The organism is Motiliproteus sediminis (assembly GCF_017912535.1).
In the GTDB taxonomy this organism is placed as follows: domain Bacteria; phylum Pseudomonadota; class Gammaproteobacteria; order Pseudomonadales; family Balneatricaceae; genus Motiliproteus; species Motiliproteus sediminis.
On record NZ_JAERQK010000001.1, the window covers coordinates 206,203 to 232,166 of the forward strand.

22 protein-coding genes are annotated in these 25,964 nt (G+C 59.3%); 9 read left to right on the forward strand and 13 right to left on the reverse strand.

The features are described 5' to 3' along the window. From JJQ76_RS00940 to JJQ76_RS00950, 3 genes are read left to right on the forward strand one after another with little or no spacing between them, the layout of a single operon-like run. A complete protein-coding gene (locus JJQ76_RS00940) occupies positions 1-3,009 on the forward strand; it encodes an ATP-binding protein (RefSeq protein WP_210394717.1) in 3,009 nt (1,002 codons plus the stop codon). Continuing rightward, entirely contained in the window at positions 2,987-3,358 is a 372-nt protein-coding gene (locus tag JJQ76_RS00945; protein ID WP_210394719.1) for a response regulator, read from the forward strand. The genes JJQ76_RS00940 and JJQ76_RS00945 overlap by 23 nt, the downstream gene beginning before the upstream one ends. Next, positions 3,355-5,970: an EAL domain-containing protein gene (locus JJQ76_RS00950; RefSeq protein ID WP_210394721.1), complete on the forward strand. Its 2,616-nt coding sequence runs from the start codon at positions 3,355-3,357 to the stop codon at positions 5,968-5,970. The genes JJQ76_RS00945 and JJQ76_RS00950 overlap by 4 nt, the downstream gene beginning before the upstream one ends. On the opposite strand, the gene JJQ76_RS00955 is transcribed toward JJQ76_RS00950, so the two are convergent. The 7 genes from JJQ76_RS00955 to JJQ76_RS00985 all read right to left on the reverse strand — a co-directional run bounded on the left by JJQ76_RS00955 (position 5,967) and on the right by JJQ76_RS00985 (position 15,009). Then, positions 5,967-9,263: a PAS domain S-box protein gene (locus JJQ76_RS00955; RefSeq protein ID WP_210394723.1), complete on the reverse strand. Its 3,297-nt coding sequence runs from the start codon at positions 9,261-9,263 to the stop codon at positions 5,967-5,969. The two genes, JJQ76_RS00950 and JJQ76_RS00955, sit on opposite strands and share 4 nt — an antisense overlap. Before the next feature lie 2 nt (positions 9,264-9,265). After that, the gene (locus tag JJQ76_RS00960) at positions 9,266-10,360 is read right to left on the reverse strand and encodes an HD-GYP domain-containing protein (RefSeq protein ID WP_210394725.1); all 1,095 of its coding nucleotides are present in this window, start codon (positions 10,358-10,360) and stop codon (positions 9,266-9,268) included. Positions 10,361-10,371: 11 nt separating this feature from the next. Beyond that, positions 10,372-12,231, reverse strand: coding sequence for a methyl-accepting chemotaxis protein (locus tag JJQ76_RS00965; RefSeq protein ID WP_210394727.1), 1,860 nt, complete (start codon positions 12,229-12,231; stop codon positions 10,372-10,374). After that, entirely contained in the window at positions 12,221-12,664 is a 444-nt protein-coding gene (locus tag JJQ76_RS00970; protein WP_210394729.1) for a hypothetical protein, read from the reverse strand. Before JJQ76_RS00970 ends, JJQ76_RS00965 begins: the two co-directional genes overlap by 11 nt. A gap of 157 nt (positions 12,665-12,821) precedes the next feature. Further along, complete coding sequence (locus JJQ76_RS00975) at positions 12,822-13,466, reverse strand: response regulator (RefSeq protein ID WP_210394731.1); 645 nt, start codon at positions 13,464-13,466, stop codon at positions 12,822-12,824. After that, positions 13,463-14,557: an ATP-binding response regulator gene (locus tag JJQ76_RS00980; RefSeq protein ID WP_210394732.1), complete on the reverse strand. Its 1,095-nt coding sequence runs from the start codon at positions 14,555-14,557 to the stop codon at positions 13,463-13,465. The genes JJQ76_RS00975 and JJQ76_RS00980 overlap by 4 nt, the downstream gene beginning before the upstream one ends. A 20-nt stretch (positions 14,558-14,577) precedes the next feature. Then, positions 14,578-15,009 carry a hypothetical protein gene (locus JJQ76_RS00985; RefSeq protein WP_210394734.1) on the reverse strand — a complete coding sequence of 144 codons (432 nt, stop codon included), beginning with the start codon at positions 15,007-15,009 and terminating at the stop codon, positions 14,578-14,580. 267 nt (positions 15,010-15,276) lie between these two features. On the opposite strand from JJQ76_RS00985, the gene modA reads away from it, so the two are divergent. Then, positions 15,277-16,044, forward strand: coding sequence for a molybdate ABC transporter substrate-binding protein (gene modA, locus JJQ76_RS00990; RefSeq protein ID WP_210394736.1), 768 nt, complete (start codon positions 15,277-15,279; stop codon positions 16,042-16,044). Between the two features lie 54 nt (positions 16,045-16,098). Here the strand turns inward: modA and JJQ76_RS00995 are convergent, their stop codons facing one another. Genes JJQ76_RS00995 through JJQ76_RS01020 form a run of 6 tightly spaced genes read right to left on the reverse strand, consistent with a single transcriptional unit; the run spans position 16,099 to position 22,267 of the window. After that, entirely contained in the window at positions 16,099-16,833 is a 735-nt protein-coding gene (locus JJQ76_RS00995) for a hypothetical protein (protein ID WP_210394738.1), read from the reverse strand. Further along, positions 16,826-17,386, reverse strand: coding sequence for a sigma-70 family RNA polymerase sigma factor (locus JJQ76_RS01000; protein WP_210394740.1), 561 nt, complete (start codon positions 17,384-17,386; stop codon positions 16,826-16,828). Before JJQ76_RS01000 ends, JJQ76_RS00995 begins: the two co-directional genes overlap by 8 nt. A gap of 9 nt (positions 17,387-17,395) precedes the next feature. Further along, positions 17,396-19,078 (reverse strand): GspE/PulE family protein, encoded by a 1,683-nt coding sequence (locus JJQ76_RS01005; protein ID WP_210394742.1) that lies wholly within the window; start codon positions 19,076-19,078, stop codon positions 17,396-17,398. Then, positions 19,075-19,521, reverse strand: coding sequence for a hypothetical protein (locus JJQ76_RS01010; protein WP_210394744.1), 447 nt, complete (start codon positions 19,519-19,521; stop codon positions 19,075-19,077). Before JJQ76_RS01010 ends, JJQ76_RS01005 begins: the two co-directional genes overlap by 4 nt. Positions 19,522-19,541: 20 nt before the next feature. After that, the gene (locus JJQ76_RS18060) at positions 19,542-20,423 is read right to left on the reverse strand and encodes a type IV pilin protein (protein ID WP_210394745.1); all 882 of its coding nucleotides are present in this window, start codon (positions 20,421-20,423) and stop codon (positions 19,542-19,544) included. A 59-nt stretch (positions 20,424-20,482) separates the two neighbouring features. After that, entirely contained in the window at positions 20,483-22,267 is a 1,785-nt protein-coding gene (locus tag JJQ76_RS01020; protein ID WP_210394747.1) for a vWA domain-containing protein, read from the reverse strand. 135 nt (positions 22,268-22,402) lie between these two features. On the opposite strand from JJQ76_RS01020, the gene JJQ76_RS01025 reads away from it, so the two are divergent. From JJQ76_RS01025 to JJQ76_RS01045, 5 genes are all read left to right on the forward strand, one after another. Continuing rightward, entirely contained in the window at positions 22,403-22,603 is a 201-nt protein-coding gene (locus JJQ76_RS01025; protein WP_210394749.1) for a CCE_0567 family metalloprotein, read from the forward strand. After that, the gene (locus JJQ76_RS01030) at positions 22,603-23,019 is read left to right on the forward strand and encodes an ArsC/Spx/MgsR family protein (RefSeq protein ID WP_210394751.1); all 417 of its coding nucleotides are present in this window, start codon (positions 22,603-22,605) and stop codon (positions 23,017-23,019) included. Before JJQ76_RS01025 ends, JJQ76_RS01030 begins: the two co-directional genes overlap by 1 nt. 310 nt (positions 23,020-23,329) lie before the next feature. After that, positions 23,330-23,725, forward strand: a complete 396-nt coding sequence (locus tag JJQ76_RS01035) for a NifB/NifX family molybdenum-iron cluster-binding protein (protein ID WP_210394752.1) — start codon at positions 23,330-23,332, stop codon at positions 23,723-23,725. Next, a complete protein-coding gene (locus tag JJQ76_RS01040; protein WP_210394754.1) occupies positions 23,718-24,050 on the forward strand; it encodes a hypothetical protein in 333 nt (110 codons plus the stop codon). The genes JJQ76_RS01035 and JJQ76_RS01040 overlap by 8 nt, the downstream gene beginning before the upstream one ends. A 251-nt stretch (positions 24,051-24,301) precedes the next feature. Beyond that, positions 24,302-25,909: a BCCT family transporter gene (locus JJQ76_RS01045; RefSeq protein WP_210395474.1), complete on the forward strand. Its 1,608-nt coding sequence runs from the start codon at positions 24,302-24,304 to the stop codon at positions 25,907-25,909. Positions 25,910-25,964 lie beyond the last annotated feature (55 nt).

Sequence of the window (25,964 nt, forward strand, 5' to 3'; positions counted from 1 at the left end):
ATGACATCCAGGCGCTCGCTGGCACAGTCAATATTTATCAAGCAACTGCTGTTGGTGCTCTTGCCTATGGCTGCGGTGGCTGTGTTGATCTATGCGGTTCTCAGTGCGGATCTGGAGCAGCGTGCGCGGCAGAGTAATGCGGTACTGGCCAAAGCGATCGCCGATCAAGTGGGCGAGTTTTTGCAAAAGCCTTTACTGCTGCTCACCAGTCTTGACCTGCAACAGACTTCCTTTGACCACAGCCAGCTCGACGAGAAGCGTCGCTTGATGGACGAGCTGATCGATAGAACCGGGGTCTTTGACGTCATCTACCTGCTCTCGGCGGAGCGGCTGGTGGAAGCTGTGGGTTTGCCGGCATCGCGGCGGGCTTACCGCGAAGATCTGGAAAACATCTCCGCAGGCGGGCGTCAGTTTATACGCGTGGCGCAGGCTACCGACGAAGTGCAGTGGTCGGATACCTTTCTGTCGTTAATCTCCAGCACCACTTCATTGGGGCTGGCCTACCCGATGGCCGGCAACGAACTGCTGGTGGGGCATCTGAACATTGCCAACCTGTCGCGCTATGTGGCTAACCTGGCTGACAGCCGCGATACCCTGGCGCTGATTCTGGACAAACGCGGTCACATTATCGCCCATCCGGATCTGGAGGTCGCCAATCAGCAACTCAATATCAGTAACCAGGCGCTGGTACGCCTGGCCATCTCCGGGCGAGACCAGACCGGTGCGTTACGCCTCAACGGGGTCAGTTATCTGGCCAGTACCCGCACCATTGCTGATGTCGGCTGGGTGGTGGTAACCGCTCAGCCTGTGGCGCTTATTCGCCATGATATTGCCAACACCTTATGGGTGCTGGCATTCGGTACCCTGTTGGCGGCGCTGCTGGCGCTGGTGCTCAGTCGCTGGATGGCGGTGTTGCTGGCCCGTCCCATCGTGCAGTTCAGCGAGGCGACCAGCAAACTCAAGCGGGGCGAGTTTCACCTGCAGTTTCCAGACAGCGATATCAAGGAGGTTGAGCTGCTGGCGGATAACTTTGAACAGATGGCCGCGGAGCTGCGCCAGCAGCAGCATTCGTTGCGAACCAGTGAACGCAAATATCGCGATCTGGTCGATCAGGTTCCCTGTGTGATCTGCCGCCAGCTGCCGGGGCAGCATGGGCAGGTATCGTTTATCGGTAATCCGATTGAGAAGATCAGCGGCTACGCGGCGTCACAGTTTCTCAATCCGGGTGGTCTGGTCGTGGCGCAGCTGGTGCACCCGGAAGATAGAGACCGCCGGGAAGCTTTGATAGGTGAGCGACTCAAACAGCGCCAAGGTTGGGGGGTAGACTACCGGCTGCTCCATCGTGACGGCTCCGTGCGCTGGGTCTATGAAGAGGGGCGCGGTAGCTTTGATGACCAGGGTGAACTGCGCCACTGTGATCTGATGTTGATTGACAATACCCAGCGCAAGTTGGCGGAACGCAACCTGCAAGAGCAGGCTGAGCTCTTGCTGACGCTGCTGGATACCATCCCCAGCCCAATCTACTACCAGAACTGTGCTGGTGAGCTGCAAGGCTGCAACAGTGCCTTTGAGCGCTTCTTTACCCTGGATCAGGGACGTCTTCTAGGCCGACCGATGAGTCATTTGGTGACCGAGTTTCCCGAGCTGACGCCGCTGACCGAAGGAACACAGCGGCTGTTTGTCAGTGCTGCCGCGGATACCGCGGAGATGACCCTGAGTATCGCCGGGGAGCCGCGTCATATTACGCTCAAACGAGCGTCCTTCGTGAATGCCGAAGAACAGGTCTCAGGACTGGTGGGAGTCATCTACGACCTTACCGACCGATTTAAGGCGGAGGCCCAGAACAAGCAGCTCCGGCGTTACTACGGCAACGTAATCGATGCCATGCCGTCAGCATTGATCGGCCTGTCAGCCGCGCGCCAGATTGTTCAGCTCAATCGTGAGGCACGCAACCGGCTGCGCCGCGCAGGAATATCCGACAGCGCCGGCTACGCCATCGTGCTGCAACAGTTCGGTTTGGAGCAGGACTGGATTGAGCATGCGATCAAGGTACAGCAGGTGGATGTCATTCGGCGGCAACCACGTCTGGGCGGGCGTTATCTGGATGACATTACCATCTATCCCCTCGACCAGTCGGTCGGTGGTGGGGCGGTGATTCGGATCGACGACGTGACCGAGCAGAGTCGGATGGAAGAGGTGGTTGTGCAGTCCGAGAAAATGCTCAGTGTCGGCGGATTGGCGGCTGGCATGGCCCACGAGATCAACAATCCATTGGCCGGTATTCTGCAGAATGTGCAGGTGCTTCATAACCGGATCAAACCGGACCTGCCCGCCAATCAGCGGGCTGCCGCTGATTGTGAGGTGTCGCTGGAAGCCGTGCGCTGTTATCTGGATGAACGCCGTATTCCCGAAATGCTGGCCGCGATTGAGGATTCCGGCCACCGCGCCGCGCGTATCGTAGAGAATATGCTGAGCTTTGCGCGTAAAAGTGATTCTGACTTCATCGCAACTGACCTTACCGAGTTGTTGGAGCAGACGGTTGAGCTGACTCTTAACGACTACGACCTCAAAAAGAACTACGATTTCCGTGATGTAAGCATCACGCGGGAATATCAGCCGATACCTCGGGTGCGTTGCGCCCCTAGCAAGCTACAGCAGGTGTTTTTTAACCTGTTGAAAAACAGCGCTCAGGCGATGGCGAGTAACGGTCATCGCGGTCAACCGGCGCAGATTACGTTGCGGGTTCAGTACCGTGCGCCCATGGTGCGGGTTGAGATCGAAGACAATGGCCCCGGCATCGAGCATGATCAGGCCAAGCGCGTGTTTGAGCCCTTCTATACCACCAAGGAGGTGGGGGTTGGGACCGGTTTGGGATTGTCCGTGTCTTACTTTATCGTTACCGAGAATCACCGCGGTAATATGTGGGTAGAACCGCGCAGCAGCGGCGCCTGTTTCGTTGTTGAGTTACCGGCAGAGGAGGGCAGTCATGGCACGGATACTGATCGTTGATGATGATGCGACGGTAAACGCCAGTCTGGCGGCCTATCTGGAGGACTTTGACCACCTTCCGGTGGTTGCGGAAAATGGCGAAGACGCACTGGAGATGTTAACTGACTCGGCGGTTGAACTGGCGTTGATCGATTTGCGCCTGCCGGGCATGAATGGAGAACAGTTGATTGTGCAACTTTACGAGCGCTGCGGGGTGAGGCATTTTCTGATCCACACCGGCGCTGTGCACTACTCGCTGCCGGACTCGTTACTTGCGCTGGGGATTACTCCGGCTCAGGTGCTGTACAAACCGTTGGCGGATTTAAGCCTGTTGCTGGATGCCATCAACCGGGAGCTGAGTCGCCAATGATGCAGGATGACAGCCCACTGATCATTACCATTGATGATGAGGAGTCGATTCGCCGCAGCTTCTGCAATTATCTGGAAGATTACGATTACCGGGTGATCAGCGCGGCTGAGGGCCACAGTGGCATCGAGATGATCGCGCAGCAACGCCCGGATCTGGTGTTGGTCGACCTGCGAATGCCCCGCTGTGACGGACTTGAGGTGTTGGCATGGATTCGTCAACACCGGCCGGAGATGCCGGTCATTGTGGTATCCGGCACTGGCGTCGTCGGTGATGTGATTGAGGCACTCAAGCTGGGAGCCTGGGATTACCTGCTCAAACCAGTCAAAGATCTGGAGATGTTACGGCTGTCGGTGGAGCGGGCGCTGGAGAAAGCCGTGCTGCAACGGCAGGCGCGTGATCATCAGGCCGAACTTGAGCGCGAAGTTGCGCGCCGGACCGAGGCCTTACGGCGGGCCAATCAACAGCTCGATATCGCCTCCAAAGCGTTTGAAACCCATGATGCGATTCTTATCACCGACCCCAACGGGCGCATTATGCGCGCCAATCCGGCGATGGAACAGCTAACCGGTTATTCGCAGGCGGAGATGCAGGGGCAGACCCCGCGGCTGTGGCATTCAGGGCTGCAGTCGGAGGCCTTTTATCAACGCATGTGGCAGCGTCTCCACGCCACCGGAGCCTGGCAAGGCGAACTGTGGAACCGGTCGCGTGATAATCGTCTGGTGCCGGTCTGGCAAAGCATTTCGGCAGTGACTGATGATGACGGCAAGGTGCGTTACTACGTTGGTATCGCCACGGACCTGTCGGAGCTCAAGGCCAAGGAGCGGATGTTGCAGCGGCGCGCACGTGAAGAGCAGGTGCTGGGGGGCTTGGCGCGGATGTCGCTGGAACAGCTGCACACCGACTCGTTCTTGCGTTCGGCGTCGGCGTTGATGCGCGAGCAGCTCGACGAACTTAGCCTGCTTGATGAGATGCTGGTCTGTCAGCCGGAGGGCAGCGAGCCGATTTGTCAGGAACTCAGCGGTACTGAATGCCCGCATCCGCTGCCTGATAACCGCTTGATTCAGACGGTACTGGAGGAGGGGGACGCACGTCAGGTGACGTTGGACGAGGGGGATGCCAAGGCGCAGTTGCTGATCCCGTTGAGCTCACCACGCCATCGACTGGGGGTGCTGGTGCTGTATGCGGCCTCTTCGTTGGATTGGCCCAGCGCGCACGGCTTTTTCAACCGCTTGGGTGAAGTGCTGACGCTGGCTATTTTGCAGCAGGAAGCGGAGCGTGAATTGCAGCATCAGGCCACCCATGACAGCCTGACGGAACTGCCCAACCGGCAGCTACTGATCCAGCTGCTGGAGCAACAGCTGAAATCCGCCATTCGACGCGATGAGCGCGGGGCGCTGCTGTTCTTTGATCTGGATAACTTCAAAACTCTGAATGACTCTCTTGGCCACAGCAAGGGGGATGAGCTGCTGCACAACCTCGGCGGGCGCATCCGTTCGATCCTGCGTGATGAAGATATTCTGGCTCGGTTGGGCGGTGATGAGTTCGTTATCGTGTTGCCGCCGGGTGAGATGAGCGCCGAGGCGGCAGCAAACATGGCCAAGCGCGTAGCCGAAAAGGTCCAGGAGGTGATCAGCCAGCCGTTTCAGCTGGGTGATAATGAGTACCTGATCGGCGCGTCCATTGGTGCGGCGATCTACCCCGACGGTGGCCGCAGCAGTGATGATCTGTTGAAGCGGGCCGACAGTGCCATGTATTTGGCCAAGTCTCAAGGGCGCAACAGCCTGCGTTTCTATGCTCCGGAGCTACAGCAGGCGGCGGATCGCCGACTCTATATCGAGCACAAGCTGCGCCGAGCCATTGAACGAGACGAGTTGGCGCCATTTTTCCAGCCACAGCTTGACGGTGATGCCCAGGTGGTCAGCGCTGAGGTGTTGATGCGCTGGTACAACGATGAGGACGGCTGGATTTCGCCCGCGGAGTTTATCCCGGTCGCGGAAGATACCGGGCTGATTATTCCCATCAGTAACTGGTTGCTCGAGCGGGTGTGTCAGCGGTTGCAGGCCTGGACCGACGCGGGACTGAACGGCACTTTGCGGGGGCTGTCGATCAATGTCAGCCCCAACCAGTTTTATCAGCCGGGGTTTGCCGCCAACATGTTGGCGATGTTGGCGCGCTATCAGGTGCCGGCTGAGCGGATCATTCTGGAAATTACCGAAGGCGTGGTGTTGCGCAATCTTGAAGAGGCGATCGCCATTATGTCTGAGCTGCAAAACGCTGGCCTGGCGTTCTCGCTGGATGACTTTGGAACCGGCTATTCGTCACTGGCCTATCTGAAGAAACTGCCGGTGGACGAGCTTAAGATTGACCAGTCCTTTATCTTCGAGGTGGATAAAGACCCTGACGATGCCAAAATCGTTGATGCGATTTTATCGCTGGCCGGCCATTTCGGACTTAACGTGGTGGCCGAAGGTGTAGAGACGGTTGATGCCTTCAAACTGCTGCGAAGTCGTGACTGCGACATCTACCAGGGTTTCTTCTTCAGCCGACCGCTGCCGGAGGCGGAGTTTCTCGAGTTTCTTAAGGCCGACCGCAGCGGTTTTGCACCCGACTAATCCGCGCTCGTGGTTTCCAGCAGTTGCATGACCCGAGCCAGTGTTGGAACGTCGAACGGCTTGCTGACCACCTCCAGTACCCGTAGCTCGTCCCATTCCCGTTTTGCGGACTCGGAACTGAATCCGGTCATTACCAGGGCGGGTAGGTCCGGCCGCCGTATCCGCAGCTGACGAATCAGTTCGGTACCGCTCATGTCGGGCATGGTCTGGTCGGTGAGAACCGCATCATACTGTGACGGCGTTTCCAGAAAGGCGGCCAGCGCACTCTGTGCCGAGGTGAAACCGACACAGCCGTAGCCCAACTTATGCAGCATCCGGCTGGTGACGTCGACGTTGTGTTGTTCGTCATCGACCACCAGAATCCGCAGCTCGGCATGGGGCAGCGCATCACTATCTTGCTGCGAGGTCGATACCGGAGTTTCGTTTGATCCCATGACCGGCAGCAGCAGGGTGAAACAGGTGCCGCGACCCGGTTCGCTGTAGACGTCGATGGTGCCGCCGTGGGTGCGTATGATTCCCAGCGTGGTCGACAGACCAAGGCCGGTGCCCTCGCCCGGTTGCTTGGTGGTGAAAAAGGGATCGAATATCCGACTGATGGTCTGGCTGTCGATGCCACTGCCATCATCCATGACGTTGATTTTGACGTAGGAGCCGGGGGTCAGGGTCGGGTTGTGACGGGTGTAGTCGTCGGTCACCTCAAACGGTTCCGCCCGCAGGGTGATTTCACCGCAGCTGCCGATGGCGTGGTAGGCATTGGTGATCAGGTTCATCAGGGCCTGATCAAGCTGGGTGCGGTTGGCCTGCAAGAGCGGAAGTTGGGGCGCACACTCGGCCGTCAGGGTGATCGAGTTGGGAATAGAACCCCGGGCAAAGCGTATGGTGTCGTCGATGAGTTTTCGAGGATCGACCACGCCCATTTCGGTATCGACCTGGCGGCTGAAAGCCATCATCTGCTTGATCAGGCTTTTGGCCCTGTCCGCGCCCTGTTTGATCTGCAGCAGGTCTTCGTGGGCATCGCAACCGACGGGGAAATCTTCAAGCAACAGCTCGGCGTAGCCGCTGATAGGCTGCAGCACATTGTTGAAGTCATGGGCGATGCCGCCGGCAAGTACGCCGAGCGTCTCCATCCTTTGGCTGTGCTGTAGCTGCTTCTCCAGCTTCATCTGTTTTCGGCGTTCCTGGATCCGTTCCAGCTCGGCGCCTGCGCGGGAGGCGAACACCCGCATGATAGACTCCACCAGACGTGCATCTTCCAGCGGCCTGTCGTGCATCAGCACCACCACTCCGATCACCTGTTGCTCCTGATTACGCAGGGCCACGCCCACGTAGCTCTCGGCGCCCAAGTCATGAAGCATTCGATCGGAGGGGTAGCGTTGCTGAACGCCGCGCTCAAAAATACAGATTCCTGTCTCGGTGACATCCTGGCAGGGGGTGCCCGCCAGGCTGTACTGCATCTCGGGCTGGCTGCCGTCACGCTGATAGCTGGCGACCGAGCGCATGGTGGGGTTTTCTTCAGCTTGCAGTTCGGCAATGAATCCCATCTTGACCTGCAGGGTCTGACACATGACCCGCACCAGACTTTGCAGAAAGCCGGGACCAAGGGCGTGGGTCGTGCCTTCGAATATCGCGTTGAAGGCGCGTTCGAACACTACCCGATCGGTTATATCGAGGCCGAAACTGACCACCGATTCGAGCTGGCCGTCAATCTTCTGGATCGGTATTTCGTACCAGTCAACGATAATGCGCTGACCATCCTTGCGAATATTGTCCTGCACACAGTGCAACCGCGGCCGGTTGCTGCGGAGGTCGTTCATCAACTGTTCTAACCGGTCGCGCTCCGTTACCGGGATCAGGTTGGCGATGGTACGACCCGAGAGCTCGTCGCGGCGGTAGCCAAACATCTGCTCGGCAGCGGGGTTAACGTCGATGAAGTTGCCGTGCGTGTCCCAATAGATGATTGCCATCGGGGAGTGGTTGAACTGCAGCTGCAACTGCTCGCTCGAACGGCGTAACTCCTCCATCGCCTGGCGCAGCTGTTCGCGCTGTTCAACCTGCTCGGAAATGTCGCGAATACTGGTGCGCACTCCCAGGCTCTCGCCCTCTTCATCGAAGATCGGCTGCCATGACATGCTCACCCACAGGGCGGTGCCGTCTTTGCGAATCAGCTCAAACTCCAGGCCATTGCCGCTGTTGCCGGCGAGAGCGGCGCTCATCGCCTGGCGAACTGTTGACTGGTGCTTGCTGCTGAGCAGTGCCAGCGGGTTAGGCATCGCATAGATCTCGCTCAGGCTGTAACCGCTGAGCCGCTCTGCTGCCGGGTTGGTCCAGATCAGATTGCCATCGGGGCCGATCCAGCTCTCCCAGTCATAGGTGTAGTCGGCAATGGCGCGAAACCGCTTTTCATTCTCATTGAGGGCAATTTTATTGCGCCGGCTGGTACTGAAAGCTGCCGCCGCCGAGAGCAGTCCGGCAGCGTTATGAATGAAGGTTATATCATTGCTTTCCCACCTGCGCGACTGGCCTTGCTGCTCGATACAGAGCACCCCGCTGAGGGTGCTGCCGTTGTATATGCCTACGTCGAGCATGGCGTGGATATCCAGCGGGGTCAGGTAGGAATCGCGGAACTCCTGCGTACGGGGGTCGTTCCGGGCATCACAGGCATCGATGACTAACTCCTCCTCCAGCGCTTCAAAGTAGCGTGGGTACTGGTTGCGTTGCAGTACCATACCCTCCAGTTGCTCATCGCCTCGGCTGGAGTAGAGGGTCAGGCAACGCATCTGGCCGGGATTGCGCTGGTATTGCCACAAACTGACGCGGCTGACATCAAGGGCTTCGGCCAGAAATTTCAGTATCTCCCAGCGATGCTGGCCGTTGTCCAGGTCGCTGCCGTTGAGCAGGTGGGCGAACTCACGGGTTTTCAGGTGGCTGTGCTGGGCCTGCCCCTGGTGCTGCTCTGTTTGCTCGCGGATTGAATCGAACTGGCGTCTGGCGGCCGCAATCTCGTGGCCGGTGAGGTAGAGTGCCCAGGCTATCAGGGCGAGCCCAGCGGTAATTGTGGCCGACTCCAGTATCTCCACCCACAGCAGCAGCGGACCGGAACGCCGCCCCAGCAACTCATCCAGCGGCGCGAGCAAAAAGCTGATCAGTATCAGCAGCCAGCCCAGAAACAGCAGCCTAACCGCTTTATTGCCAATACTGTTGCGCACGGCTCCTGCCTGGTTGAACATCACCACCCCCAGCGCCAGCGCCATCAGCAGTGGGGGGAATTCGCTCAGTAGATCAACCGTTGCCATGCTCAGATTTCCTTATCAGGCAGTTCTCTGTAAAGGTTTTCAAAATCCCGATGATGATTCCTGAACAGCGCCAGCAGCTCGGGTTCAAAGTGGCTTGGCGCAGTGCGACCATCGCCCTCGGTGATGATAGACACCGCGCGCTCGTGGCTGAAAGCCTCTTTGTAGCGGCGCTTGCTACGCAGTGCATCATACACGTCGATGATACTGACTATGCGCGCAGCAAGGGGGATGGCTTCACCTTCGAGTCCTAGAGTATAGCCACTGCCATCCCAGCGCTCATGATGATAACGGGCTATATCGGCTGCCAGTTGAATCACCGGGTTGGCGCTGCCGGACAGCATCCGGTAGCCGATCTCGGTGTGGGTTTCCATCACCTGAAATTCAGTCTCGCTCAGACGACCCTCTTTGAACAGAATTGCATCGGGGATGCCGATTTTGCCAATGTCGTGCAGAATTGCGCCCAGTTCGAGCTGATGTTGGAACGCCGTGTCATAGCCTGCCAGATGCGCCAGATGGGCGGCTCCGCGACCGACGCGAATGCAGTGCTCAGCGGTTTCGACATCGCGGTATTGGGCCACGGTGGCCAGCCGGCTGACCAGCTGCTCGTCGCTGTCGTCCAGTTGCGACGCTTGCTGTAAACGGGTCATTTCGCTGCTGCGCAGGCGCTCTATTTCCCGGTCGCGCTGCTGCAGGCGCTGATGGGCGCTGCTGACCGCGCAGGTCAGTTCCTGACGGGTCACCGGTTTGTCCAGAAACTCCCGTGCGCCCAGTCGCATCGCCTGGATGGCATCGTGCTTGTCGCCATCGCCGGTCAGCACAATAAACTCGAACTGGCGCTGAAAGCGTTCGGTAGCATTGGCGATAAACTCGATGCCGCCACAAACCGGCATCCGGAGGTCGGTAAGGATGATCCGCAGTGACGGTTCGGTCTGCAGTACGTCCAGAGCTTCGGTGCCGTTGGCCGCCTCAATGACCTGATAGCCCTGGCGGGTCAGGATGCGGCTCAACAGGGTGCGGATAGCCGATTCGTCATCGACGACCAGCAGTCGGGTTTCCATCGACAGATCTTCATTGTTTTTGATGTTAAGCATCTGCATGGTCGGGGGCCTCAAGCTACGAACAGGCGCACGCTGTCGTGCAGGCGATGGGCCTGCTCTGCGACCTGGCAACCGGCGGTGGCGCTCTGCTGCGCAGCGGCGGTTGATTCATCGGTAACGGTTTTAATATTAACCACGTTCTGGTTGATGTCGTTGGCGACCGTGGCTTGCTCTTCCGTTGCCGCCGCAATCTGGGTGCTCATAGACAGGATTTGAGAGATCGCCGCGGTAATTTCAGTCAGTGACTGGGATGCATCGCGGGCATGGGCCACGCTTTCATCGGCAATGCTGCTGCTTTCCTGAATCACGCTGACGACCCGTTGGGTGCCCTGGTGGAGAGATTCGATCATCTCTTCGATCTCTACTGCGGAATCCTGAGTGCGCTTGGCCAGCACCCGGACTTCGTCGGCAACAACCGCGAATCCGCGGCCCTGTTCACCGGCGCGTGCAGCCTCAATGGCAGCGTTCAGGGCCAGCAGATTGGTCTGTTCGGCAATGGTTTTGATCACCCCCAGTACGCTGCTGATGTTCTCACTTTTCTCTTCCAGTTCGTTGACCACGGAGGTAGCGCGCTTGGCGTGCTCCGCCATGCTATAGACGCGCTGAATGCTTTTGTCGACCACCTCGATACCATGATTGGCGCGGCGGTCCGCTTCTTGAGCGGAGTTGGCGGCCAGCTCGGTGTTGCTGGCGACCTCTTCCAGGGTGGCGCCCATCTGCATCAGGGCCGCTGCAACCTGCTCGATATCCTGACGCTGCTGTTCAACACCAGTACTGGTCTGCAGGGTAATGGCGGAGAGCTCTTCAGCGGCCGCGCTCATCTGATCAGACGCTGAGAGCACCTCTTTCACGGTGCTCTGGAACGAGCCCAGCATGGCATTGAAATGGCCTGCCATATCAGCCAGCTCGTCTTTGCCGCTGTCGTCGGCACGGATGCTGAGGTCGCGGCTATCGGTGATCTGTTGCATCCGCTGCCCCAACGCTTGAACCGGCTGGAGAATGCCGCGACCGAGCCAGACAGTCAGCGCCAGCAGCAAGGAAGCAGTGGCGGCAACCAGACTCCAGATGATCGCTTCGAGGCGCTGGCCGCGCTCATGCAGAGTAGTGATGAGTTGTTGCTCGGTTGATTCCACCAGCGCTTCCGCGTTGGCGATGGCGTTGCCCATCTCGCCGCGCAGGCCTTCGGTCGGCGCCAGGCCAATGCGCTGCTCGGCAGCCACCAGTGCGCGGAAATCCTCGGCATAGAGGTTCAGAGTTTCGCTGACTCGGCTGCGGACAAAGTTGGACAGGCGTGACATCTCCATGCCGGCAAGGGTGGTGGAGAGGCTGGCTTCGAACTTGTCCAGATACTTGCCGTCCCGGCGCAGCATGAAGTCTTTTTCAGCACGACGGAGCATCAGGATTCCGGCCAGCAGGGTGCTGTCCCGCTGCTCACGAACCACCTCTTCGGCGTCGTGCACGGCGCTGCGAAGGGTGCCGTAAAGGCCCTCTTTGGAATTGAGACCGATCTCCGTCTGCAACGCGGTCAGTGCGGTAAAGGTGGTGTTCATGCTGTCAAAGGCGGCGTGTAACGGCTGGATGTCGATCTCCAACCCCAGGTCTTGGGTCAGTTGACTGATTTCCGCCAGGTCTTGCTGGGTTTCCGCCACCTGCTGGGTGAATTGTTGCTGTAGTGCGATATCTTTGCTTACAAAGAAAGTCTGTTCCAGGCGGCGCAGTGCCAGCAGGTCGGTTTCCACCTCCATTGCCAGCGCCTCTGCATCACGTAGTTTGGTAATGGTGTTGCTCTTGAACTGCATCAAAGCCAGCAGCGCCAGCAGTGAAACGAGGGTGATGGCGGTCAGGCCGATCAATTTCTGTTTAATGGTCATGGTTATTGCCTTTCGTGGGTGCGGTGACAAAGTAGGTGGCATTGGTGGATGCCCTGCTGGCCAGTTGCAGCAGGCTGGCACCAATTTTGACTCCCCGGTACTCCACATCGCCGGTGTTGAAGCGCAGTGAATCCCCTTGCTCCAATTTGCCCAGCAGAAAGTACTGACAGTTCATCAGGGTTTGAACGAACTCCGCGTTCAGGTGGCGACGATCTTGCCGGGCGCTATCGACTGCACGTTCCATCATCTCGACGAAACGGCAAGCCTCCAGTTGACCCTCTTCGTAGAAGCGGGTTGCCAGCTCCCGTAACGTCGACATCATGGTGTAGAGCGAACTATGCGGCTGGATGGTTAACAGCTCCTGTTCAAACTGCTGCAGCAACTCCTGGTTACTGAGTTGATGAATGGCGGAGGGGTGATCAAACAGCGGCATGTGGTTAACTCTTTCTACGTCGTTTTGCGAGAGGCGTGTAGCGCCTTTTCCATGACGCTCATAGTGACGTCAGCGGGCAAGTAGAACTATCGGAAGGTACGGATTGTTGCGGTAGGAAAGGGCTGAAAGCGGCTGTAGGAAATATCCTACAACCGGTTCAAAGCATGGCGTTGCGGTTGGCGTAGAGGGTTAGCTCAGCATTGGTACGCAGCCCCATCTTCTGCAGAATGCGGCTGCGATAGGAGGCGATGGTCTTGACGCTGAGATTCATCTGCTGACCGATCTCGGTGGGCCCGAGGCCGCGGGCAAGCTGAAGGAAAACCTGAAACTCGCGGTCGGTCAGTTGGGTATGACGGTTGCTGTCGTCGTCGGCGTCGGCCTGGCGTTGATTGAGAGAATCGGCCAGCAGTTCGGCTACTTCCGGGCTGATGTAGCGCTTACCCTGAACCACCATACGTACCGCGGTGGCCAACTGATCCGGGGCGCTTTCCTTGGTGAGGTAACCGGCAGCACCGGCGCGGATCAGCCGCAGAGCGTACTGTTCCTCAGCATACATGCTGAGCACCAGTACCGGAGTGTGGTCGTCCTGAGCGCGCAGTTGTTTGAGGACATCGATACCACTCTTGCCGGGCATGGATATATCCAGCAGCAGGGCGTCGAAGCGCTGTTCGCGCACCGCCTGCAGTGCCTGGTGGCCATCGCTGGCTTCGGTGATCTCTGCATCCACGCCGGCGTCACGAAGAATCTGAATCATGCCTTTGCGGACCACGGCGTGGTCGTCGGCGATCAGCAGATGGGTCATGCGCGTTGCTCCTCGGGTTGCAGGGCCAGTGACACGGTTATCCCGGTGCCGGCCCCTGGTGATGATTCGATCTCAAACTCGCCTCGGCGCTGGCGTACCCGCTCCCGGATGCCACGCAATCCGTGGGAGGTCAGGGCGACATTGTTCGGATCGAAGCCGCAGCCGTTATCGTGAATTGACAAAATGGCGCGTTCCGGCTGCAGTAGCAGCACCGCGCGGATCTCGTCGGCATCGGCGTGCTTGGCGGTGTTGGTCAGCGCTTCCTGAAAAATTCGAAACAGGGTGATGCGGCTGTCCTCGCTGAGTGCCTCGTCATCGCCGTCACTGCGAACCTGGCAGTCGATAGCATAGCGGTCGCTGAAACTCTTGGCTTGCCACTCCAGCGCCGCGATCAGCCCCAGGTTGTCAAGGACACTGGGGCGCAGGTCGCTGATGATGCGGCGGGATGTTTGCACCGCCTCGGCCAGCAGTGCTTTCATGTCGGCCACTTTATGCATCAAGCTATCGTTGTTTGCGGGCAGGTTTTGTTGCAGCCAACTGACGTCCATGCTGAGTGCGGTGAGTGTCACTCCTAGCTCGTCATGCACCTCTTTGGCAATGTGCCGTTTTTCCTCTTCACGAACCCGTTCCAGATGCTGCGAGAGCGCGTGAAGCTCCGCGGTGCGCTCCGCCACATCGGCTTCAAGCTGCTGTTGATAGTGGCGGCTTTGCTGGGTCAGGGTACGCCAGTTGAGCGCTCGTTCGATGGTATGGCGAAGAATATTGAGGTCGTCGAGAGGTTTAAGTAGAAAATCGTAAGCGCCACTGCGCAGGGCTTCAAGGGCGTCTTTGATTTCGGCGTTGCCGGAGATCACTATCACCGGCAGCTCCCGCAACAGCGGATCCAGTCGCTGTAGCACCTCAAAACCATCAGTATGGGGCATGCGCAAGTCGAGCAGCAGCAGGTCCGGATCTTCTGCGCGCACCAGCCCCAGCGCCTGGTCGCCGTTTTCCGCTTCCAGCACGCGATAGCCCCAGCGCTGCAGCGCGCGGCCGAACATGCGGCGGATGGACGCTTCGTCGTCGGCAATCAGAATCAGCGGTGTGCGCATCGGTGGCAAGCCTGTATCGGTTAGCGGGTGTTGGGTAACGATGATGAGCCGATCATCTGGCACACCCGATTGTAATCGATTCCGACTCTGGTCAGCTCGTCGCGCACGGTGGTCAGGCTTGAGGTGATCAGGGCGGGAGTCTTGGCGTAGATCTCCATGTGCGACTGATACATTCGGCCGATGCCGTAGTTCAGTGTGTTGTCGACCAGAATGATACGGCAGCGGTGAGGTTCGATATCTACCGCGTTTTGTGCCAGCGCGTCGATACCATCGACATCCAGGTCCAGGGGGCGAATGCCGCGATAATCGCTGAACAGGGAGCAGTCGGGGGTGAAGTCCGTATCCCCGCGAATGGCGTCAAACAGCGCGAGTAACTCGGCAACAGTGACCGTACCGGTCGCGCTGATGCACACCAGCCGCTGGTGGGTATCAATCTGATACGCTACGGGCATCGGTCGTCCTTGTCGCTGAGTTTGAGAGCAGGGGGATTATGATTGTCTTAGTGTAGTGAATCATGCTGTCGCTATCTTCGCAGTCCGCGGTAATTAATCAAGATCAATGTGCGTTACCCCACAATGGCTGCATCATGTTGCCAACCGGACAGCGCGGACCTGCATCGGAGCCCCGTGGTAGCGCTGCTGGCGCTGTTGGTAGACGCTGGCACAGCGATTGCTGCGTGGCAGGTAGACCCGGTCAAGGATTCAGAGAGGTAGCTTGCCATGTTGAAAAGAGGAGTACGCGGGCGGTTGTGGCTGCTGCTCAGCCTGTGCTGTCTGAGTTTGAGTACCTCGGCGGCTAACTTGAACGTAGCCGTAGCGGCTAATTTTATTGCGCCGATGAAGGCGTTGGTCGAGCGCTTCCAGCAGCAAGGTGGCCAGCCTGTGCGGGTGGCCTATGGCTCGTCGGGCAAACTGTATGCCCAGATCGTTAATGGAGCTCCGTTTGATCTGCTGCTGTCGGCGGATCAGGACAAGCCGGTGCGCTTGGAGGCGGCGGGAGTTGCGGTTGCCGGCAGCCGTTTCACCTATGCCGAGGGGCAACTGGTGTTGTGGTCGCTGCGTTTTAATCTGCCTGAGGAACCGCAATCCCTGCTGGCAGGCGACAGCTACCGTTATCTGGCGCTGGCCAACCCGCGCCTGGCACCCTATGGCATGGCCGCTGAACAGGTGCTGCAACGGCTGCAACTCGATCAGCTGACGCTCTCTCGCCGGGTGCAGGGTGAGAACATTGCCCAGACCTACCAGTTCGTTGCCAGCGGCAATGCCGAGTACGGTTTTGTCGCCTTGTCACAAGTGCTGGAGCAGGGGGAGATCCGGCGGGGAAGCGGCTGGATAGTTCCGCTTTCGTTGTATGACCCGATCCGCCAGGATGCCGTGCTGCTGAATCGTGGCGCCGACAATCCGCAGGCGCGGGAGTTTCTCCGCTTTCTGCGTTCCGATGAGGCTCGCGCCATTATCCGCGCGCACGGCTACCGGCTGGACCCGTGACCGGGTGGACCCATACCTCCCTGGCTGGTTGTTCATCGCCCGTTTCGGCTGACCTCAGCGCGACTCTTCGGACCCCAGACTGTCGGTGATTGCCGCCGGCAGCGGATAGCCCGGGTACTGCCGATGAAAGGCCGCCAGGGCGGTGCTGGCCGCTTGCCGCTGACCCGATAGCAGCAGCTCGGTGATCTGTTGCAGCCAAACCTGCGGTGGCATTGGATCGCCAGCGCTAGCGGGGTTGGGGGCAGCGTCGACCAGGGATTGAACCGTTGCCGACTCCGTGGGGGTATTGAGGCGCCGCGGCAGCTGTGCCTCCGAGGTCGGCAGACCGGACGCTGAATCTTGCTCGGCGACTGCGCTTTTTGCGGCCGTGGGTGATGCTGATTTCAGGGAGCCGGGGACGGCCGCTTTTTCTGCCATGACCGAGCGGGACTTGGCTTCCCTTGCTGCGTCTTTTGCCTCGAACCGGGCCGCATCCGCGGCAGGCTGAGATGAACGCGGCAGGCGCAGTGCATCGTCCCGGGGAGGCAGTTCGGCAGGCGAATATAACGCCGAATCCGGTTGCAGCAGGTACAGGCTGGTGGCCAGCACCATGGAGGCGGCAGCCGATACCGGCAGCCACCAGCGCCGCGCCTGAGGCCGCGGAGACTGAACAGGTGCGGTCTCGCGCGCCGCTCGCAGCAGTCGGGCTTCGGTCAGTGCCGAAGGGCGGGCGTCGGTCCGGCTTTGGTTATACAGGCTGGACAGCTCCGAGTCGCCGGCCAGATAACGATCCAGGTCGTCGTCACTCACGGGTGAACTCCTCCATGCCTTGGCGCAGTTTGCCAACGGCGTAGCGCAGACGGCTTTTTACGGTTTCGCGGCTGCTGTCGGTCAGTTGGGCGATCTCTTCCAGCCCCATTCCGGTTTCCTCTCGCAATAGAAACGCCTCGCGCTGGGCGGTGGGCAGTTCGCTGATCAGTTGCAGCAGTCGATTCACCTGTTGGCCGCAGCAAGCTTCACGGTCGGGTTGTACCCGCTCGTCGGCAGCCACCTGCTCGGGATGAAAATCGCCGTAGGAGGCTGGCAGGCTGCGATGCTGGCGACGATAATGGTCGATCAGCAGGTTGCGCGCCAGGCGCCAGAAGTAAAGGCGGAAGGGAGTGTCATGAGGAAAGCTGTCGCGCGTCCTTATCAGGCGCATAAAGGCTTCCTGCAGTAATTCTTCAGCAGTTTCCGCAGATCCGGTCTGGCGGCGGTAGAACCTCAGTAGCGGCGCTCGGTAACGGTCATAGAGCCTGTCGAACGCGTCCGTCTGCCCGCGGGCGAAAGCGTGCATCAATGCGTTATCGTCGGTTATGCTCACCAGAGGTTGCTAGCGGGTCGGCAGGTGCGACCAGAACGCTTCGCCCATCACCCGGTGCACCTCTTCAGCACTGGTGCGGCCGGCCTGGATCGCGTCAGCGGCGATGACTGCCATCGGCCGATTTCCTTGTTGGTCCGCGATCGCTCGTAATGTAACGGTATCGTCGCCACGACGGATGGCATCTGCTATTTCCGCACTGACCTCAACCACTTCAAGCAGCGGGAAGCGGCCGATATAGCCGGTTTTTTGGCATGCGTCGCAGCCTCTGGCTACGCGCAGTGGTGCGTCGGGCGCGTAGGCCTTGAAACGGAGGCTTTGCGTATCACGATTTGTCGGGGTGTCGCTGGCGCAGTGCGGGCAGAGCGAGCGCACCAGTCGCTGCGACGCCAAGCCGCGGATCGAGTCAGCCAGAATTGCTGGGTGGATCTGCAGGTCCAGCAGCCGGGGTACGGTGGCGATAGCATCGTTGGTATGCAGGGTGGACATTACCAAGTGTCCGGTCAGGGCTGCCTGAAAGGCAATTTCAGCTGTTTCATGGTCGCGGGTTTCGCCAACCAGCACCACATCCGGGTCTTGCCGCAAAATCGCGCGCAGGGCGGTGGCGAAAGTGACGTTTTGTGGCCGATTGACCGCGATTTGGGCGATGCCGTCGATCTGGTACTCGACCGGATCTTCAACGGTGACCAAGCAGCGCTCAAAGGTATTGAGTTCCTTGAGAATGCTGTAGAGCGTGGTGGTTTTTCCTGACCCGGTGGGCCCGGTGATCAGCAGTATGCCGTTGGGGTGACTGACGATGCGGCGCAATGCCGCTTCCTCGGTGGTCGGCAAACCGATGGCGTCGATCGTACCGGATGCACTTTTGCTAAGTAAGCGGATCACCGCTTTTTCGCCGCCGCTGACCGGGATCGTTGAAACCCTGAGATCAACGTCTGCTCCGTTGAGGTTAACGGAAGCGCCGCCGTCCTGAGGAACCAGCCGGGTAGCGACATTCATGCCACAGGTGGCCTTCACGCGCTGCAGCATATGCACGAACACCGGCGCAGGTAGTGTAGTGACTTTGCGCAGCATCCCGTCAATACGATAGCGAATTGCACCGCCGTCGAGAAAGGGCTCCAGGTGGATGTCGCTGGCCCCCTGGGAGTGCGCTTCCAGCAACATGTCTGACACCATCGCAACGATGGCTGAATCAGCCTCGGCGTTATAGCCGCTATTGCCCGCCGCCAGAGGGTCCGGTCTGTTTTTTAAGCTGACGCTGCTGGCATGCTCGACGGTATCGTAGCGTTGATCGATCCAGAGCCGAATCTGTTCCGGCGGCGCAATTGCGATGTCGTAGCTGGCAGCGGTGAGAAATCCGATGACCGAACGCGCCTCATCGTTGAAGGGATCGGCGCAGGCAACGGTTAAATGATGGTTAGTCTCGCTCAAGGGAAACAGCAACAACCGTTCTGCAATGGCTCGAGGAACCAGCCGAAAAAGCTCAGAGCGACTGTTCTCCGGAAGTTCGGCGGTGGCGAAACCGTAGTCGGTCGCGATCATTGCCGCTAGTTGCTCAGGGGTGCAGGCTAGATGCTGGGCGGCTTGCGCCCAGGCATCCTCGATCGTACCGCTGAGCGTCAATTCTGTTGTTGCTGGCTGGTGCTTGTTACAGAGCTGCGAGAGCCAGCGGTATTGCGGCGTGGAGGGTTTTGTCATCTTACCGTATCCAGCCCAAACTGGCGCAGCCGACCATCGAACTCGACCGCACCGCTACCGTCGTTGTAGGTGAGAACGTAGTGGCCGTCGTCCCGTTTCTCATAGCTGACATTCAGTGCCAGACCCAGCCCTCCGGGGATCGTATCCGGCAGCTGCCCGGTGAGGTCTCGTTGCCGCTCAATGTCTTCAGCCACCATCAACATCGCTACCCGCGCGCCGGTATAGTAATCGTGGTCGTCGGCGACCGGGTGGGTTGTTTCACCGGCAACCAGAAAATGGGACACCTGCATCCCCAGAATCAGGAAGACGGCGTAGTTTGCCCAGTTAGGCAGTGTTATCGACAGCCTGCGACTGTTGTTGGCGACGGCGGGGCGGTCGATCTGCTGCATGGCGCGGTCGATATTGTCGTTCCAGCTAGCGCTGTGTTTCTTCTCGGATGACATGATGATCTCGCGATAGGTGGTCAGTTGTTGTGGCCGTGGTTTTGATTTTGATGTTGCCAGGGGTGCTTGACCCATCCCGGCGGCCAGTTCAGGTTGGCCTGAGGCTGGCTGGTGCCACTACCGGCGCTGTTGCCGGTACCCGTGCCCGTGCCCGTGCCAGTAACCGTGCCAGTAACCGTGCCAGTAACCGTGCCAGTAACCGTGCCAGTACCCGTGCCCGTGCCCGTGCCAGTACCCGTGCCCGTGCCCGTGCCCGTGCCCGTGCCAGTAACCGTGCCAGTACCCGTACCCGTACCCGTGCCCGTGCCAGTAATCGTGCCAGTACCCGTACCAGTGCCAGTACCAACGGATGTAGTGGGAACTACCGGTTGCTTATGCTGTGACAGGCTGGCCAGCACCGGCGAGCGGTTGGGTTCTGCCAAGGCTACGAGCATGATCTCTGGGGTGACAAAGGTGTGCTTACTTTCCAGCACATGATCCAGCGCATGCAGCAGGGCAAAGGCTTGGGGGTTGGGTGCCTTGACGTAGAGCACCGGAATAAGAGCGTCGTCGGCAAACTGGAAAAAGCCGGTGTGGTTGGCGAACTGAGAGCCTAGCTGCATCCCTTCGATATTCTGATACAGCGGCTGCAGATCTCCAAAGTGGGCGGGAGCCTGACCAAGCTTGCTGCTTGCAAACAGCGGGTCCTTGGCGGCGCGGTCCGGATACTCGTAGCGGGCGTCGTGGTACGCCAGAGCGATGCGGTGAATATCCACCAGCAGTTGGGCTGCCTTCGCTTCGTTAACGTAGCGTTGATAGCTGGGCATCGCCAGCATGCCAAGGATACCGATGATGGCGACCACCATCATCAGCTCTATCAGCGTGAACCCGGTGACCCTGCGAGGGCTGTATCCTGCTTTCATGGACCGCTCCTTGGTGATGTTGAGAAGAATATAGATCATTGATCCGGTCTGTTACAGGCTTAATTAGTGCTCTCGAATTCGTGCTGGAGTGCAAAGCTTGGTGGCAGCGCCGCCGCGGTTCGCATCAGATGTATGAACTGCCGACGGTAGCCCTCGCTATCGTTGCCAGCGGCACCGGTGGCGAGGCGGATGCTGTCGTCGTAACTCCAGTCATCGCGGGTGAACAGTCCGCGAGCCAATTGAGCCGCACCTGCCACCGCAGCAGCCCAGCGCAGGTTGGCACTGGCGTGCTCCAGACCTTCATGGTGCAACTCCCGAGTGACTGGCTGGCTGATCAGTTGGCTCTGGTTGCCTCCCGGTTGTTTGTAGCGCAGTTTCAGAAAGGCAATTTCGTGCTCGGTAGTTGCTGCTGGTTGGGTCGGTTGCGGTTGATAGCGTAGTTCAGGCAGGCGCAGTGCGGGCGAATCTGTCAGGGTCAGTTCGTACAGGGCGGTGACGCTGTGCCCGGCGCCGATTTCTCCGGCGTCTTTGCGGTCGTTGTCAAAATCCTGATCGGCCAGGTGGCGGGTCTCGTAGCCAAGCAGCCGGTAACTGGCCACAGCAGCGGGGTTGAACTCGAGCTGGACTTTCACGTCCTTGGCGATGGTCATCATTGAGCCGCTCATTCGATCCACCAGGTACCGGCGTGCTTCGTGCGCGTTGTCGATAAAGGCCGCGTTGCCGTTGCCGGTTTCCGCCAGTGCGTTCATCAGTTCGTCTCGGATGTTGCCGCGCCCGAAGGTCAATACCGACAGTGACACCCCGGACTGGCGCTCTTTGGCCACCAGTCGCTTCAGTGCCGCCGTGTCGGTGGTGCCGACGTTGAAGTCACCGTCGGAGAGCAGGATTACCCGCGAGATACCGTCGGGGCGATGATGTTGGCGCGCGGTGGCATAGGCCAGCTGAATACCGGCGCCGCCGGCGGTGGAACCGCCCGCATGCAGGTGTTCCAATGCATTGAGGATAGTCTGCCGCTGATCACCGGGGGTTGATGGCAGCACCTGACCCGCGGCACCGGCATAGACCACGATAGCCACCCGGTCCTCGGGACGCAGCTGGGCGGTAAGCAGTTTCAGCGCCTGTTTGGCCAGAGGCAGCTTATTGGCCGCGCTCATGGAGCCTGAGACGTCGATCAGAAAGGTCAGGTTCAAGGGTGGCAGCTCGGTATTGGGTACTTCGTAACCCTGGAGTCCTATCAATAGCAGCTGTTTGTCGCTGTCCCAGGGCGCCGGCGCCAGTTCGGTGGTGACGCTGAACGGCATCGTCCGGTCGCTGGGGCGGGGATAGTCGTAGCGGAAAAAGTTGACCCACTCTTCAGTGCGCACGCTTTCTGGCGCGGGCAGCTGTCCGCGGCCGAGGGATTGCCGCGCCAGCGTGTAGGAGGCGGTATCCACGTCGATGGCAAAGGTGCTGAGCGGATCGTCGCTGACCCGGTAGCTGGGATTGTCGTTAAAACCGGCGTAGCGCTCGCGCGTTAGTTCGTGAGGCACCATCGGCTGCCAAGGGGAGGGAGGAGCGTAGCTTTGTCCCGCGAATTCATGCCCCCTGTCGGCGCGCTCCTGATAACGCTTGGCCGTCGGTTGCGGGGGGCGTACTTGCGACCGGTGCGTTTTAGCTTCGCCGCTGTCACCTTCTACCACTGGTTCTGCGTCAACCGCAGAGAGCCGCGTCGTATCATGATCCGGGGCCTTGCCCAGTTGTCTTGAGTCGATCCGGTCGCCGCTGCAGGCGCTTAGTAGCGCGCTGCTGATGAGCAGGATGGTGAGCAGCCGTGTGCTGGGGTGAGCATGAAAGGGCAGGTTCATCGGTGTTTCCTCGCTGTTTTTCCCTACAGACGTCGATCCGGCAAGAACGGGGTTAAGCCGCGACAAAAAAAATCCGGGCACAAGCTTTGCAGCGAAAACTGTGTAGATTGAACGAGCTGAAGCGAGGACGAACCGATGACTGAACTACTGCAGTTGGAAAAAGAGGTGAAGAAGCGTAAGCGGATGGCCAGCGAATGGGCGATGCAGTTGCACGACCTGGCGGAAGAGCGTTTGCCGGCAGGTTTTGAGGAGCTGCCGCAGCTGGCTGAAGCCACCTACAAGGCCTGCCAGGAGTGGCAGCGCGCGGTCAAGGCGCTGAAAGCGGCGCAGCGCTGATGTCCAGAATCCTGTTTTACGCTAAGCCTGGCTGCATCGGTAACCGGCGTCAGCGACGGGAGTTGGAGCGCGCAGGACACCAGGTCGATGAGATCGATCTGCTCGCCTATCCCTGGAGCCGTGATCGGCTGACCCCATTTCTGCGCGACCTTACTGTCGCGGACTGGTTTAACCGCAGCGCGCCGGCGATCAAAAATGGCGTCCTCAACCCGGACCAGCTCGATGCCGAGGTCGCGCTGGGGCTGCTGCTGCAAGAGCCCCTGTTGATTCGGCGGCCCCTGATGCAGATCGGGGAGCACTATCTGGCCGGCTTCGATCCGCAGTTGTTGCAGGCTTTGCTGGGGACGCCGCTGGCTGGACAGGAGGCTTGCCCGCGTCCTGTGGTTGAGGATGAGAGGGGCGACTGTGCTAAGTGATTGGCCCTGCGGATGCTCCCATAGCCCAGGCGGCCAACGTTGCCGCACCCCCGTGTCAATCTATAAACCCGCGGGTTAATAATCCAACAAAAGTGTGCGGCTTGTGGCGGTTTTGTACTGAACCTCACAGCAACCCGGGTGGCTAAGCCCCGTTTAACAGCTTCTCCGGCTGGCCCGTCCTTTGCAAAGGCTATATCGATGGATCGGCCCTGCGCTCCATGTCGCCTAAACCTGTTGCAGGGCCGGTCTGTCACCTTGTTCTGCGTTTGCTGCGCGCCTCACCAGTTCGCGTGGCTGAAAGGAGCTGCTTATGATTGCCATTCCCGTCGATTTGTCTTATTTATCGCAGGCCCGTGTGTCGCAGTTTTTTGGCGATGTTGCCTACTTTGCCCTCTACGATGATCGCGGCGAGTGGCATTGCACGCTGCCCAACACAGCACGTGGCAGCGGCAAGGGACTGAGCCGTTTTCTGGCCGATGCGGGGGTTGATACGGTGGTATTTCGTCATCTCGGTGATAAGCTCTATGGGTGGCTGCGTCATCAGGGTATCAGCGCCTTTGCACTGGGCGACCCGGATACAGCCATTGGCGACGCGGTTCGCGCAGTACGCGAGCGCCGCCTGGAGCGGGCAGACGATGCTACTATCGGTCGCTTGCTGCACCCGGCGGGACCGGGCAACGGCTATCACTGTGAGTTGCATGACTAAAAGACCCCTGGCACTTGATGACGCCACGCTGCCTTTCTGGCACTACTGTTCCGGTCACCAGCAGGTGATTGAGTTTGACAGCACCGGATGTGACTGCCCGGTGCCGATGATCAACGCCATGGCGGGGCTGCAGCGCATTGCGCAAACCGGCGAAACGCTGGTTATGATCAACGGCTTCGAGCCGCTGGGGCTCTATGACCGGGTGCGCGGCTGCTTTGACTGGAAGGTACAACCCCTCGACGACAAACGGGTGATGGTGGTCTTTACGCCCAAACCGGGCTGCGACACCGTCGACTTCTCCGATCGCTACTGCAAAGGTGGCTGATCGCTCCACCGTATTCTGAATGCCGTCCATCCATACCTGTCTGATGTTGCTTCCGGCTTGAGCAGCGATGCGCCATCGTGCCGAAGCAACCCGATTTTAGTTTGACAACCAATGGTTATGCGAGTGAAAAGCCGACCGTCTGGTTAGTTTTTCCACAGCGAATTGTTCCCTCATGGCTTACAATAGATGGGTTGAACATTACAGGTCTAACCGAATTAAGGAGTCATCTAGTGACGGACACCAAAGATCCAATGGTCCCGGACGGCGAAGTGAACCCGATCGACACCGACTATCAGGTGGGGCAGGATAACGTGGTGGTGAATGTCGGCCCGTTCGGGCTCGATATCCATAACCGCGTATTCGCCATCTCGGCCCTCGGCATCATCGCCTTCGTGGTGTTGACCCTGGCATTCCACAATCAGGTCGAACCCATGTTTCAGGGGTTACGCGGCTGGTTAACCTCCAATCTTGACTGGTTCTTTCTGGGGGCCGGTAACATCTTCGTGCTGGTCTGTCTCGGGGTTGCATTTTCGCCGCTGGGACGGGTTCGTCTCGGAGGCACCGAAGCTACCCCGGATTACTCCTATCTGGGCTGGTTCTCAATGCTGTTCGCTGCCGGGATGGGAATCGGGTTGATGTTTTTCGGCGTGTCCGAGCCGCTGTCGCACTTCAGCAGCTCACTGGGAGGTACCAGCGTTGAAAACGGCGTGCGTACCGACTGGGCGCCGCTGGCAGCGGCCGCGGGTGATACCCAAGCCGCCGCGAGTCTGGGGATGGCGGCCACCATCTTCCACTGGGGGCTGCACCCTTGGGCAATCTACGCGGTGCTGGCGCTGGGGTTAGCGCTTTTTTCCTTTAACAAGGGGTTGCCCCTGACCATGCGCTCGGTGTTTTACCCGCTGCTGGGTGAGCGTGTGTGGGGCTGGCCCGGCCACGTGATCGATATTCTGGCGGTGCTGGCGACCCTGTTCGGGCTAGCCACCTCCCTCGGTTTTGGTGCCTCGCAGGCTTCGGCAGGGCTGAATTACCTGTTTGGCATACCGGAAGGAAACACCACCCAAATCGTGCTGGTGGTGCTGATTACCGCCATCGCGCTGTTGTCGGTGTTGGCGGGTCTCGACGCCGGGGTCAAGCGGCTGTCCGAAATCAATATGGTGTTGGCGGCGTTGCTGCTGGTGTTTGTGGTGGTCGTGGGGCCGACGTTGGCGATCATGACCGGTTTCTTCAGTAATCTGGGTAGCTACCTCACCCATCTGCCGGCGTTGTCAAATCCGTTCGGCCGTGAAGACGTTAACTTCTCCCAGGGGTGGACCGCGTTCTACTGGGCCTGGTGGATCTCCTGGTCACCCTTTGTCGGGATGTTTATCGCCCGGGTATCCCGGGGACGTTCAGTACGCGAGTTTATCGTGTCGGTGCTGCTGGTGCCCTCGCTGGCCTGTGTGCTGTGGATGAGCGTATTTGGTGGCACCGCCATCAGTCAGGTAGTCAATGAGGGCTATACCGCAGTGACCGAAGCCGCACTGCCGTTGCAGCTGTTCACCATGCTGGATGTGTTACCGCTGGCGCAGATCACTTCGTTTATCGCCATTATCCTGGTAGTGGTGTTCTTTATTACCTCGTCGGACTCGGGTTCGCTGGTGATCGACGTAATCGCCGCCGGTGGTAAAGTGGATGCACCCACGCCGCAGCGCGTGTTCTGGTGCACCTTTGAAGGATTGGTAGCGATCGCGCTGATTCTTGGTGGTGGACTGGTGGCGCTGCAGGCGATGGCCGTATCCACCGGTTTCCCCTTCACCCTGGTGCTGTTGATGTCCTGTGTGGCGCTGATCAAGGGGTTGGCGTCGGAACCGCGCAGCTGAGCGCCGGGCCGGTGGCGGCTTCTGTTGCCGCCACCGGCTGAGTTACCATAAACAG